Consider the following 13,385-nt stretch of genomic DNA (forward strand, 5'->3'; position numbering starts at 1 on the left):
TTAGCCTCGGGGCTCAATGCTTGCGGCCAGGATCGCCAGCACCAACTGCTGGAAATCCAAACCGGCTGCACGAGCGGCCATAGGTACCAGGCTGTGATCGGTCATCCCGGGTGCGGTGTTGACTTCAAGGAACCAGAAATTCCCTTGGTCATCCTGCATCACGTCTGCCCGCGCCCAACCGGCGATACCCAGCGCCTCACAGGCTTTCGCCGTGAGGTCCATCAATTCCTGTTCCTTGGTTGCGTCGAGGCCACACGGGATCCGGTACTGAGTATCGGAAGCCACGTACTTGGCGTCGTAGTCATAAAAGGTGTGGGGCGTGCCCAATGCGATAGGCGGCAATACCTGGCCACGCAGCGTAGCGATGGTGAACTCGGGACCTTGAATCCACTGTTCCACCAACACTTGCGAATCGTAGGTACTGGCCGCTTTCCATGCGTCAATCAATTCGGCGGCTGAGTTCACTTTAGCCATGCCGATACTGGAGCCTTCATGGGCTGGTTTGACGATCAAAGGCAGGCCCAGTTCCTTGGCTGCAGAAATACAATCGTCTTCGCTGCACAGCACGCTGTGACGCGGGGTCGGAATCCCCAGGCTGTGCCACACCTGTTTGGTGCGCAACTTGTCCATGGCCAGCGCCGAAGCGAGGATGCCGCTGCCGGTGTACGGAATGCCCAGGCATTCCAGCAGGCCTTGCATGCTGCCGTCTTCACCGCCACGGCCGTGAAGAATGACGAAGGCCCGGTCGATTTTCTCGGCCTGCAGGCGCGACAGGAAGTCATCACCCACGTCGATGCCGAACGCATTCACACCGGCACTTTGCAGCGCTTCCAGTACGGCGTTGCCGGACTTCAGCGACACTTCACGCTCAGCACTTTTGCCGCCGAACAGCACCGCGACGCGGCCGAAGTCGGCAGGTTGGATGGTGGAGAACAGCGAGCCGTAGTCAGTGGTCATTTCGACTTCCCCTGCGCGGCGGCAAACAGCGGGCTTGCCAGCAATTTAGGGGCGAGGCCGCCGATGTCACCGGCACCTTGGCACAGCAGGATGTCGCCGGCGCGCAGCAGCGGCTTGACGATTGGCGCGAGGTCCACACCGCGCTCGATGTAGATCGGATCCAGCTGGCCGCGTTGACGGATGCTGTTGCACAGCTTGCGGCTGTCGGCGCCCGGGATCGGCTCTTCACCGGCCGGGTAGACTTCCATCAGCAGCAACACGTTGGCATCCGCCAGTACATTGACGAAATCGTCGTACAGGTCACGGGTACGGCTGTAGCGGTGCGGCTGGTACACCATCACCAGGCGGCGTTCCGGCCAGCCACCGCGTACGGCCTTGATCACCGCCGCGACTTCGGTCGGGTGGTGACCGTAGTCGTCCACGAGCATCACGTTGCCGCCGTCCACCGGCAGTTCGCCGTAGACCTGGAAGCGACGACCTACGCCGGCAAAACCCGACAGGCCTTCGACGATGGCTTCATCGCTGACGCCTTCGTCGGAGGCGATGCAGATGGTCGCCAGGGAGTTGAGTACGTTGTGGTTGCCCGGCATGTTCACCGAGACATCCAGCGGCTCGCGGTCAGGACGCAGCACGGTGAAGAAGGTCTGCATGCCCTGCTGGCGCACATTGATTGCGCGCACGTCGCAGTCTTCGCTGAAGCCGTAGGTCACGGTCGGACGCTTGACCAGCGGCAGGATTTCACGCACCACCGGATCGTCCAGACACACCACGGCCAGACCGTAGAACGGCAGGTTGTGCAGGAACTCGACAAAGGTTTTCTTCAGTTTGTTGAAGTCACCGTCGTAGGTCGCCATATGGTCGGCGTCGATGTTGGTCACCACGGCCACCAGCGGTTGCAGGTGCAGGAAGCTGGCGTCGCTTTCATCGGCTTCAGCGATCAGGTAGCGGCTGGTACCGAGCTGTGCATTGGTGCCGGCTGCATTCAGGCGGCCACCGATCACGAACGTCGGGTCCAGGCCACCGGCAGCGAACACCGAGGCGATCAGGCTGGTGGTGGTGGTCTTGCCGTGGGTACCGGCGACGGCAATGCCGTGGCGGTAGCGCATGAGCTCGGCCAGCATCTCGGCGCGCGGCACCACGGGAATGCGACGTTCAAGGGCAGTGGCCACTTCCGGGTTGGAGGTGTTCACAGCGCTGGAGACCACCAGCACATCGGCTTCGGCAGCGTTCTCGGCGCGGTGGCCGATAAAGATTTTCGCGCCAAACGATTCCAGGCGCTCGGTGACCGGCGACATTTTCAGGTCGGAGCCGGACACCTGGTAACCCAGGTTCAGCAACACTTCGGCGATTCCGCACATGCCCACGCCGCCGATACCGACGAAGTGGATGCGACGGATGCGGCGCATTTCCGGCTGTGGCATGGCTTTCTGATTCTCAACCATGGGCCACCTCCAGGCAGATATCGACCACGGTGCGGGTTGCGTCAGGTTTGGCCAGGCGGCTTGCGGTGCTCGCCATGCTGTTCAGTCGTTCCGGTTGCATCAAAACCTCGGTCAGGCGTGCGGCCAAATCGGCGGCGCCAGTCGTTCTTTGCGGCAGCAGGAAGGCAGCGCCCTCCCCGGCCAAATATTCGGCGTTGCGGGTCTGGTGATCGTCGATCGCGTGGGGCAAAGGCACCAGCAAGGACGGCAGACCGGCGGCGGCCAGTTCACTGACGGTCAACGCACCTGCGCGACAGACCACCAGGTCGGCCCAGCCATAGGCTTGGGCCATGTCTTTGATGAAGGGCTGCACATTCGCCTCCACACCCGCTTCGCGATAGCGCGTGGCGGTCACTTCATCGTGGTTCTTGCCGGCCTGATGAAAGATCTCGGGGCGCAATTCTTCAGGGAGTTGCGACACCGCTTCAGGCAGCAATTTGTTCAAGGGTTCGGCGCCCAGGCTTCCGCCCAGGATCAACAGGTGCGCCTTGCGGCCGGCCAACGGCTGGCGGGCAATGTCAATGAACAGCTCGGTACGCACCGGGTTGCCGGTAGTGCGCAGCTTGTCCGCAGCACCAAAGGTCTTCGGGAAGGCCTCGCACACCCGGGCAGCCAAAGGCACCAGCAGGCGGTTGGCGGTGCCGGCCACGGCGTTCTGCTCGTGAACGATCACCGGCACACCGGCGAGTTTTGCCGCGACACCACCAGGGCCAGTCACGTAACCACCAAAGCCCAGCACGCACACCGGCTTCACTTCACGGATCACCTTGCGCGCCTGCCACACCGCTTTGAGCAACACGAACGGCGCCTTGAGCAGGGACAACTTGCCCTTGCCACGCAGGCCGGTGACGTTGATCAAATGCAGCGACAAGCCGGCATTCGGTACCAGATCGTTTTCGATGCCGCGCGGCGTACCGAGCCAATGCACGGTGTAGCCGCGGTTCTGGAACTCGCGGGCACAGGCCAGCGCCGGGAACACGTGGCCACCGGTGCCGCCCGCCATGATCAGCACGTTAGCGCCCATGGTTCGGCTCCTCGGCGAAGTCGCTTTCGCTGAACTCCATCTCTTCGCTGCCCAGGTGGGTTCGACTCTCCCACTCGATGCGCAGCAGTAACCCGAGACAGGCGCAGCAAATCACCAACGAACTGCCGCCGTAACTGAGGAACGGCAAGGTCAGGCCCTTGGTCGGCAGCAAGCCGACGTTCACCCCGATGTTGATCAGGAACTGGCCGATCCACAGGAACGACAAGCCGTACGCTACGTAAGCGGCGAAATATTGTTTGGCTTTCTCGGCCCACAGGCCGATGTACATGCCGCGTACACACACGAATACGAACAGCGCGACGGTGCACAACGAACCGACCACGCCCAACTCTTCGGCGAGCACCGAGAACACGAAGTCGGTGTGGGCTTCCGGCAGGTAGAACTGCTTCTGCACGCTGTTGCCCAGGCCCACGCCCAGCCACTCGCCGCGACCGAAGGCGATCAACGCCTGGGTCAGTTGGTAGCCGGAGCCGAATTGATCGGACCACGGGTCGGTAAAGGTAATCAGACGGGCCATCCGGTAGGGCTGCGCCTGCACCAGAATGGTCACGGCGGCCACCGCCAGCACCACCATCAAGGTGAAGCGGAACAGGCCCACGCCACCGAGGAACAGCATCGCCGCCGCCGCCCCCATCATTACGACGGTGGCACCGAAGTCCGGCTCCATCAGCAACAGGCCGGCCATGGGCAGCAGCACGATGAACGGCTTGAAGAAGCCCATCCAGCTTTCGCGTACTTCTTTCTGGCGCCGCACCAGGTAACCGGCGAGGTAGATCACCACGAACACCTTGGCGATTTCCGACGGTTGCACGTTGAATGCGCCGAAGCCGATCCAGCGCATCGAACCGTTCACCTCACGCCCGATGCCGGGCACGATCACCATGACCAACAGGCCGAACGCGCCCACCAGCATCAGCCAACCCAGGCGCTGCCAGGTGGCGATCGGGATCATCATGGTGACGATGCACGCACCGAGGCCGATGACCAGGTACACCAGGTGGCGGATCATCATGTACAGGGTGTTGCCCGACTGCACGGCAGCCACTTCCGAGGACGCCGAGGTGATCATCACCAGGCCCAGGCCCAGCAGCGCAAGGCAACCGGCGAGCATCGGGAAATCCAGGTCGATACCGCGCCCGGTAATGAGCGGCGACGGGTACGGCTTGATGATGTTCCGCAAATTGATACTCATGCCAAGGCCTCCACGGCGCGGGCGAACAGCTGGCCGCGCTCTTCGTAGTTCTTGAACATGTCGAAACTCGCGCAGGCAGGCGACAGCAGCACCACGTCACCCGGCTGGGCCAGGGCTTTGGATTGGGCGATGGCGTCATCCAGGGACTGAGCGCGCACCTGCAGTACGGCGTCGCCCAAGGCATCGGCGATCAAGCCGGAATCACGGCCCATCAGCACCACGGCGCGGCAGTTAGCGGCGACCGGGCCTTTAAGGTCCTTGAAGTCAGCACCCTTGCCGTCGCCACCGGCGATCAGCACGACCTTGCCTTGAATATCGGCACCCAAACCTTCGATGGCGGCCAGTGCCGCACCGACGTTGGTGGCCTTGGAATCGTTGTAATAGCCGACGCCATCCAGCTCGCGAACCCACTGGCAGCGATGCTCAAGGCCGGCAAAGCTGCGCAAGGCCGAGAGCATGGCGTCGAACGGCAAGCCAACTGAGTGACCGAGCGCCAGCGCCGCCAGGGCATTGGCCTGGTTGTGGGCACCGCGGATTTTCAGTTCGCGCACCGGCATCAGGTCCTGGAATTCGAAGGCCAGGTATTTCTCGCCGTTCTCTTCCCGAAGGCCGAAAGCCTTGAAGTCGGGTTTGTTCAGGCCGAAGGTCCAGCACGGCAGACCTTCGCCGATCAGCGGACGGCTCAAGGCATCCTGACGGTTCACCACCACTTGCCGCGCGCCCCGGAAGATCCGGTGCTTGGCCAGGTGATAGGCCGGCAGGCCGCTGTAGCGGTCCATGTGATCTTCGCTGACGTTGAGCACGGTGGCCACTTCGGCGTTTAGCTGGTCGGTGGTTTCCAGCTGGAAGCTCGACAGCTCCATCACGTACAGCTCGACGTCGTCGTTGAGCAGGTCCAGCGCCGGAGTACCGAGGTTGCCGCCCACTGCCACGCGCTTGCCGGCCGCAGCCGCCATCTCGCCCACCAGGGTGGTGACGGTGCTTTTTGCATTGGAACCGCTGATGGCCACGATCGGCGCCTTCGCGTTACGCGCGAACAGCTCGATGTCGCCGGACAACTTCACGCCACGGGCCGCCGCCGCTTGCAGGGCCGGTGTCGCCAGGGCCAGGCCGGGGCTCACGTAGAGCTCATCGGCACGGCACAGAAACTCGACATCCAGCTCGCCACAACGCACTTCCACGTGCGGGTAGTCACGGCGCAGCGTGACCAGCTCCGGTGGATTTTCCCGCGTATCGGCCACGGCAAACGACGTGCCCCGGTTCGCCAGGAAGCGAACCAGGGACATGCCGCTCTTGCCGAGGCCGACAACGATGCGGAAGTGGTCTGAAGCGATCAGGGACACTCGTTTCTACCTCAGTTTCAGGGTGGCAAGGCCGAACAGAACCAGAATCACGGTGATAATCCAGAAACGGACAATCACCCGCGGCTCAGGCCAGCCCTTGAGTTCAAAGTGGTGGTGAATCGGCGCCATGCGGAACACGCGGCGCCCGGTCAATTTGAAGGAGGCAACCTGGATCACCACCGACAGGGTTTCCATCACGAACACACCGCCCATGATGAACAGGACGATTTCCTGGCGGACGATCACCGCAATGGTGCCCAGGGCCGCGCCCAGCGCCAGTGCGCCGACGTCGCCCATGAAGACTTGTGCCGGATAGGTGTTGAACCACAGGAACCCAAGGCCCGCACCGATCAAGGCGCCGCAGAACACAATCAGTTCGCCCGCGCCCGGTACATAAGGGATCAGCAGGTATTCAGCGAATTTCACGTTACCCGACAGGTAGCAGAAGATGCCGAGCGCGCCGCCCACCATCACCGTCGGCATGATCGCCAGGCCGTCGAGGCCGTCAGTCAGGTTGACCGCGTTGCTCGAGCCGACGATCACGAAGTAAGTCAGTACCACGAAGCCAACACCCAACGGGATGCTGGCGTCCTTGAGCATCGGGATGATCAGGGTGGTCTCGACCGCGCTTGGCGCAGTCGTATAAAGGAAGATTGCCGCCGCCAGGCCGAACACCGACTGCCAGAAATACTTCCAGCGGCTTGGCAGCCCCTTGGAGTTCTTCTCGATCACCTTGCGGTAGTCATCTACCCAGCCGATGGCGCCGAACAGCAAGGTCACCAGCAGCACGGTCCAGACGTAGCGGTTATGCAGGTCAGCCCACAGCAGCGTACTGATGCCGATGGACGACAGGATCAACGCGCCGCCCATGGTCGGGGTGCCGGACTTGGACAGGTGCGACTGCGGGCCGTCGTTGCGCACGGACTGGCCAATCTGCAGGTTTTGCAGGGTACGGATCATCCATGGCCCGAGGAACAGCGACAACGACAGCGCGGTCAGCACACCCAGAATCCCGCGCAGGGTCAGGTACTGAAAGACCGCGAAGCCTTTGTGGAACTGTTGCAGATACTCAGCCAGCAGCAGCAGCATTAATGTTTCTCCGTACTTGAGGCACACAAGGCCGCGACGACGTTTTCCATCACCGCGCTGCGCGATCCCTTGATCAAAATAGTGGTGTGTTTGTCTTGTTCAGCCGCACTCAGTGCCTGGATCAGTTCGGCCTGGCTGGCGAAATGCCTGGCGCCCGGCCCGAAGGTGTCCACGGCGTGAAGCATGTTCGGTCCAACGGCGTACAGGGCGTCGACCTTGCCGGCGGCATAGGCGCCGACTTCACGGTGAGACTGTTCGGCCCACTCGCCCAGTTCGGCGATGTCCCCCAGTACCAGCACCTTGCGACCGTCGAAGCTGATCAGCAGGTCGATGGCGGCACAGATCGAAGACTGGTTGGCGTTGTAGGTGTCATCAATCACGCGCATGCCGTTGCTGGCCAGTTGCGCGACGGTGCGACCCTTGACCGGTTGCACTGCGCCAAGGCCGGTGGCGATGCCAAACAACGACACGCCCAGCACATGGGCAGCAGCAGCGGCGGCCAGGGCGTTCGCGACGTTATGGTTGCCCAGCAGGTTCAGCTGTACGTGCTCGTCACCTTGCGGGGTATGCAGGGTGAAAGACGGGCAGCCACGAGCGTCGGCTTTGATAGTCGATGCATGGAAATCGGCAGCGGCGTTGTGCACCGCGAAGCTCAAGACCTTGCGACCGGCGGCACGTACACGCCAGGTTTCGAAGGCTTTGTCGTCGAGGTTCAGCACGGCGGTGCCGGACGCGTCGAGGCCTTCGATGATTTCGCCCTTGGCTTCAACGATCTTTTCAGGGCCGCCAAACTCGCCGACGTGGGCGGTGCCGGCGTTGCTGATCACCGCGACGTGAGGCTTGGTCATGGCCACGGTGTAAGCGATTTCGCCGATGCGCGAAGCACCCAGTTCGATCACCGCCGCCGTGTGTTCCGGGGCCAGTTCGAGCAGGGTCAGCGGAGCGCCGAAGTCATTGTTCAGGTTACCGCGAGTCGCCAGGACCGGCCCGCGCGTGCGCAGGATCCCGGCCAGCAATTCCTTGACCGTGGTTTTGCCACTGGAGCCGGTGATTGCCGCAACAGGATTGGTGAAAGCGGCACGGTTCAGCGCACCCAGTTGGCCGAGGGCCAGGCGGGTGTCAGCTACCAGCAATTGCGGCAGTGTGGAGTCAGCAACTTCGCGCTGCACCAGAGCGCCGACAGCGCCTTTGGCAGCGACGTCGTTCAGGTAGTCATGGCCATCAAAACTTGGGCCGGCCAAGGCGACAAACAGTTGCCCGGGCTTGATCGTCCGGCTGTCGATGCTGACGCCATCAAAGCTGCAATCAGCCGACAGCACGCGGGCCGACAAGGCCTGGGTCAACTCACTGAATTTGAGAGCTTTAAGCATGAGCCACCTCCCATGCGGTCAAGGCATGATCGGCCTCGACCAGATCAGAGAAGGCGTGACGTTCGCCGTTGATTTCCTGGTAGTCCTCGTGGCCTTTACCGGCCAGCACCACCACGTCGTCAGCACTCGCGCTGGCGATCAATTGGGCGATGGCTGCACCGCGACCGGCAACAAATGTGGCCTTGGACGCATCTTTAAAGCCGACACGAATGTCATCAAAAATCTGGCTTGGGTCTTCGCTGCGCGGGTTGTCGTCCGTAACCAGAACACCATCAGCCAGGCGCTCGACGATTTCAGCCATCAGCGGGCGCTTGCCGCGATCGCGGTCACCGCCACAGCCGAACAGGCACAGCAACTTGCCCTTGGCGTGGGGACGCAGGGCTTGCAGGATTTTTTCCAGGGCGTCAGGGGTGTGGGCGTAATCGACCACTACCAGCGGCTGGGTACCGCCGCCAAGACGCTGCATGCGACCGGCCGGGCCTTCCAGCTTCGGCAACACTCGCAGGATTTCGTCGAGGGCGTAATCCAGGCCGAGCAAGGCGCCGACGGCGGCCAATACGTTGCTCAGGTTGAAACGCCCGAGCAAGGTGCTGCGCAAATGGTGCTCGCCCTGCGGCGTCACCAGGGTGGCGCGCACGCCTTCGTCATCAAAGGTGGCTTCACGGCAATACAGGTAGGCGCTGGAATCTTCCAGGCTGTAGCTGATCAAGCGACCGTCACCTTTGGCGGCGGCCAACTGGCGACCGAATTCGTCGTCCAGGTTGACCACTCGACACTTCAGGTCATTCCAGGCAAACAGACGGGCCTTGGTGGCGGCGTATGCCTCCATGGTGCCGTGATAATCCAGGTGATCGCGGGACAGGTTGGTCATCACCGCCACGTCGAACGCCAGAGCGGTTACGCGGCCCTGGTCCAGACCGTGGGACGAGACTTCCATGGCAACCGCCTTGGCACCGGCCTTTTTCAGGTCGGCCAGGGTCGCCTGTACGGCAATCGGGTTAGGCGTGGTGTGCAGGCCGCTTTGCAGCGCGCCGTAAAAACCAGTGCCCAGGGTGCCGACGATGCCGCAATGCTGGCCCAGCAGGTCAAGCGCCTGGGCAACCAATTGGGTCACGCTGGTCTTGCCGTTGGTGCCGGTCACGCCCACCAGGTTCAGGGTGCGGCTCGGGTCACCATAAAAGCGCCCGGCGATGTCCGACAGCTGCGCCGCCAGGCCCTTGACCGGAATCAACGGCACGTCGGTGATCGGCAGCACGGTGGCGCCTTCCACTTCATAGGCTACTGCCGCCGCACCGCGTTTCAGCGCGTCGGCAATATGGTCACGGCCATCGAACTTGCCGCCCGGTACAGCCAGGAACAGGTCACCGGCACGCACGTTACGGCTGTCCAGCGTCAACTCGCGAATCAGCAGATCGCGGCCAGCGTGGGCAAAAATCTTGTTCAGGCTAAGAGACATCAGCCGCGCCCTCCATTGGCTTTTACCGCAGCGGCCGGTGGACCGGCGTTCGCTTGTTGGGTAGCCGGCAGGTTGTCCGGCGTGATGTTCATCAGGCGCAACGTCCCGGACATCACTTTGCTGAACACCGGCGCCGAGACCAGGCCACCGAAGTAACCGGCTTTGCTCGGCTCATCGATAACCACAACGATGGCGTAACGCGGATCGCTCATCGGGCCGAAGCCTGCGAACAGCGAGCGGTAGGAGTTTTCGGCGTAGCCCTTGGTGCCGACTGCGGTTTTACGCGCAGTACCGGACTTGCCTGCCACGTGATACGCCGGCACCTGGGCACGGAATACGCCGCGCGGTGCTTCGATCACTTGTTGCAGCATGCCTTGTATGGTCTTGGCGACGTTTTCCGGGATGACCTGGGTCGCAGGCGGTGCCTCGTCGAGGTGAATCAAACTCAGCGGCACCATGCGGCCATTGTTGGCCAGCACCGAGAAGGCGTGGGCCAGCTGGATCGCGGTGACCGACAGGCCATAACCGTAGGAAAGCGTTGCGGTCTCGGCCTTTTTCCAGTCGCGGTAGTTCGGCAGGTTGCCTACACGCTCGCCCGGGAAGTCCAGGCCAGTGGGTTGCCCCAGGCCGACTTTTTGCGCGAGGTGGTAGATGGCTTCGCCGCCGATATCGAAGGCGACTTTACTCATGCCCACGTTACTGGAGTTGATCAGGATGCCTGTCAAATCCAACACCGGGCCTTCGCTACGGGACACGTCACGAATGGTGTATTTGCCCAACTGCAGGGTGCCCGGGTAGACCTCGACCTTGTCGGAGGGCTTCCAGCGCCCGGTTTCCAGGGCGGCACTCATGGAGATGGCTTTCATGGTCGAACCTGGCTCGAACACGTCGATCATGGCGCGGTTGCGCATCATCGCCGGCTGCAGGTTGCGACGGTTATTCGGGTTGTAGGTCGGCTGGTTGACCATGGCGAGAATCTCGCCGGTCTTCACGTCCATGATCACCAGGCTGCCGGCTTTCGCACCGTTCTCGATGATCGCGTTACGCAGCTCGCGGTTGGCCAGGTATTGCAGGCGCAGGTCAATCGACAACGCCAAGGGCTTACCGGCCTTGGCGTTTTTGGTGACCTGGACATCCTTGATCAGTCTGCCGCGCCGATCCTTGATGACCTGCCGTTTGCCGGGAACCCCGGCCAGCCATTCGTCGTAGGCGAGTTCCACGCCTTCGCGACCGTGATCATCAATGTCGGTGAAACCCACCATATGGGCAGTGGTTTCGCCGGCCGGGTAGAAACGCCGAAATTCCTCGATGCCGTAGACACCGGGGACTTTAAGGTCGAGCACCTGCTGGCCCTGTTCAGGGGTAAGCCCGCGAACCAGGTAGATGAATTCTTTATTGGCCTGGGCTTCGAGGCGTTCGCTCAGGGCTTTCGGGTCCTGGCCCAAGGCAGCAGCGAGTTCCGGCCACTTGTCCTTGGCGGTCTGCATTTCCTTGGCGTTGGCCCACAGGGTGGTCACCGGAGTACTGACGGCCAGAGGCTCGCCATTACGGTCGGTGATCAGGCCACGGTGTGCAGGAATCGGGATATGCCGCAGGCTACGGGCATCGCCCTGGCCGATCAGGAAGTCACGGTCCACCACTTGCAGGTCGATAATCCGCCAGGCAATCGCGCCCACCATCAGTGCCAACAACCCCAGCACCAAACGGAAACGCCATGGGTAGAGTGCGCCCTCAAGTTTCATCATGGCGCCACCATGCGAACTTCTGCAGCGCCAGGGATGTGCATCTTGAGCTGTTCAGTGGCCAGCACTTCGATACGGCTGTGGGCTGTCCAGGTACTTTGTTCCAGGATCAACCGGCCCCACTCTGCCTGCGCCTTGTCGCGCACACTCAGTTCCCCGTACAGGGTATTGAGCAGTTGACGGTTGTAGTGGGCGCTGTAGGACACCGCAATCGCGGACACCAGCACGCCAACAAACAACAGCAACATAAAGAAGCTGCCGCCCGGGAGGGGCTTGGCGAAAAGCTTGCTCACCGCAACTTCTCCGCAACGCGCATGACAGCGCTACGGGCACGTGGGTTGGCCTTGAGTTCGGCTTCGGAAGCGAACTGCGCTTTGCCATGGATTTTGATTTTCGGCACAAAGGCTTCGTAACGTACCGGCAGGTTGCGCGGCAGGTTGTCGGATTCGCCCTTGACCAGACGACGCATGAACAATTTGACGATGCGGTCTTCCAGGGAGTGGAAGCTGATCACCACCAGGCGACCGCCCACTTCCAGCGCTTCCAGAGCGGCTTCAAGGCCGGCTTCCAGATCGCCCAATTCGTTGTTTACGTGAATGCGCAGGCCCTGGAACGCACGGGTTGCCGGGTTCTTGCCCTTTTCCCATGCAGGGTTGGCGACTTTCAGCACTTCAGCCAGGTCAGCGGTGCGCTCGAACGGCTGGATTTCCCGGCGCTCGACCACGGCACGCGCCATGCGGCCAGCGAAGCGCTCTTCGCCGTATTCCTTGAATACACGGGTGATTTCTTCTTGGGGTGCGGTGGCGATGAACTGCGCGGCGCTGACGCCACGGCTTGGGTCCATGCGCATGTCCAGCGGGCCGTCGTTCATGAAACTGAAGCCCCGCTCAGGGTCGTCCAGCTGTGGCGAAGACACGCCCAGGTCCAGCAGAACCCCGGCCACCTTGCCCGCCATGCCACGCTCGGCCACTTCTGCGCCGAGCTCGGCAAAGCTACGCTGCACAACGACAAAGCGGCCGTCTTCGGCCGCTAGCGCTTGCCCGGTGGCAATCGCTTGAGGGTCTTTGTCGAACCCGAGGAGCTTACCGTCCGGACCCAGCTGGCTGAGAATCAGCCGACTGTGCCCGCCCCTGCCGAAGGTGCCATCCAAATAGCAGCCATCCGCGCGTACGGCGAGAGCCTCAACGGCTTCGTCAAGCAGTACGGTGATGTGGTTAAAGCCGCTATCAATAGTCACAGGATCAAATCACGCAGTTCATCAGGCATAGCGCCCGGTTGTTGAATAGCAGCCAGGTCAGCTGCAGAAACAGCATCCCAGGCATCTTCGTCCCACAATTGGAACTTGTTCAGTTGGCCTACCAGCATCGCGCGCTTATCCAACTTGGCGTATTCGCGCAGACGCGGTGGAACCAGGAAACGACCACTGCCATCGAGTTCGAGATCGACGGCATTACCAATCAGCAAACGTTGCAGGCGACGGTTCTCTTCACGCAGTGAAGGCAGCGCACGCAACTTGGTTTCAATCAGCTCCCACTCATCGAGCGGGTAAACACATAAACAAGGGTCAACGGCATCGATGGTGATGATTAACTGTCCGGAACTTCGCGAAATGAGCTCGTCACGATACCGGCTCGGCATGGCGAGACGGCCTTTTGCATCGAGACTGATAGCGTTAGCTCCGCGAAACACAGATGCGTTTCTCCAAATTTT

The 13,385-nt window shown here is 61.9% G+C and carries 12 protein-coding genes; all 12 read right to left on the reverse strand.

All coding sequences use genetic code 11. From position 1 onward, the window contains the following. From SNL23_RS22115 to mraZ, 12 genes are read right to left on the reverse strand one after another with little or no spacing between them, the layout of a single operon-like run. Window positions 1-957 (reverse strand): D-alanine--D-alanine ligase, encoded by a 957-nt coding sequence (locus tag SNL23_RS22115; protein WP_076014383.1) that lies wholly within the window; start codon window positions 955-957, stop codon window positions 1-3. Next, window positions 954-2,399, reverse strand: coding sequence for a UDP-N-acetylmuramate--L-alanine ligase (murC, locus tag SNL23_RS22120; protein WP_003216219.1), 1,446 nt, complete (start codon window positions 2,397-2,399; stop codon window positions 954-956). Before murC ends, SNL23_RS22115 begins: the two co-directional genes overlap by 4 nt. Then, window positions 2,392-3,462 (reverse strand): undecaprenyldiphospho-muramoylpentapeptide beta-N-acetylglucosaminyltransferase, encoded by a 1,071-nt coding sequence (gene murG / locus SNL23_RS22125; RefSeq protein ID WP_318303518.1) that lies wholly within the window; start codon window positions 3,460-3,462, stop codon window positions 2,392-2,394. Before murG ends, murC begins: the two co-directional genes overlap by 8 nt. Beyond that, the gene (ftsW, locus tag SNL23_RS22130) at window positions 3,452-4,675 is read right to left on the reverse strand and encodes a putative lipid II flippase FtsW (protein ID WP_076014385.1); all 1,224 of its coding nucleotides are present in this window, start codon (window positions 4,673-4,675) and stop codon (window positions 3,452-3,454) included. Before ftsW ends, murG begins: the two co-directional genes overlap by 11 nt. Beyond that, on the reverse strand, window positions 4,672-6,018 hold the full coding sequence (gene murD, locus SNL23_RS22135; protein WP_318303520.1) for a UDP-N-acetylmuramoyl-L-alanine--D-glutamate ligase: 1,347 nt from the start codon (window positions 6,016-6,018) through the stop codon (window positions 4,672-4,674). Before murD ends, ftsW begins: the two co-directional genes overlap by 4 nt. Before the next feature lie 6 nt (window positions 6,019-6,024). Then, window positions 6,025-7,107, reverse strand: a complete 1,083-nt coding sequence (gene mraY, locus SNL23_RS22140; protein ID WP_017477688.1) for a phospho-N-acetylmuramoyl-pentapeptide-transferase — start codon at window positions 7,105-7,107, stop codon at window positions 6,025-6,027. Beyond that, a complete protein-coding gene (locus SNL23_RS22145; RefSeq protein WP_318303522.1) occupies window positions 7,107-8,477 on the reverse strand; it encodes a UDP-N-acetylmuramoyl-tripeptide--D-alanyl-D-alanine ligase in 1,371 nt (456 codons plus the stop codon). The genes mraY and SNL23_RS22145 overlap by 1 nt, the downstream gene beginning before the upstream one ends. Further along, complete coding sequence (locus SNL23_RS22150; RefSeq protein WP_167662881.1) at window positions 8,470-9,933, reverse strand: UDP-N-acetylmuramoyl-L-alanyl-D-glutamate--2,6-diaminopimelate ligase; 1,464 nt, start codon at window positions 9,931-9,933, stop codon at window positions 8,470-8,472. The genes SNL23_RS22145 and SNL23_RS22150 overlap by 8 nt, the downstream gene beginning before the upstream one ends. After that, window positions 9,933-11,675, reverse strand: coding sequence for a peptidoglycan D,D-transpeptidase FtsI family protein (locus SNL23_RS22155; protein WP_167663429.1), 1,743 nt, complete (start codon window positions 11,673-11,675; stop codon window positions 9,933-9,935). Before SNL23_RS22155 ends, SNL23_RS22150 begins: the two co-directional genes overlap by 1 nt. Further along, complete coding sequence (ftsL, locus tag SNL23_RS22160) at window positions 11,675-11,968, reverse strand: cell division protein FtsL (RefSeq protein ID WP_003216203.1); 294 nt, start codon at window positions 11,966-11,968, stop codon at window positions 11,675-11,677. Before ftsL ends, SNL23_RS22155 begins: the two co-directional genes overlap by 1 nt. Further along, a complete protein-coding gene (gene rsmH / locus SNL23_RS22165) occupies window positions 11,965-12,912 on the reverse strand; it encodes a 16S rRNA (cytosine(1402)-N(4))-methyltransferase RsmH (RefSeq protein WP_412104255.1) in 948 nt (315 codons plus the stop codon). Before rsmH ends, ftsL begins: the two co-directional genes overlap by 4 nt. Then, window positions 12,909-13,364, reverse strand: coding sequence for a division/cell wall cluster transcriptional repressor MraZ (gene mraZ / locus SNL23_RS22170; protein WP_003171868.1), 456 nt, complete (start codon window positions 13,362-13,364; stop codon window positions 12,909-12,911). Before mraZ ends, rsmH begins: the two co-directional genes overlap by 4 nt. Window positions 13,365-13,385: the final 21 nt, after the last annotated feature.

This window comes from Pseudomonas sp. SED1, from assembly GCF_034044025.1.
Lineage (GTDB): Bacteria > Pseudomonadota > Gammaproteobacteria > Pseudomonadales > Pseudomonadaceae > Aquipseudomonas.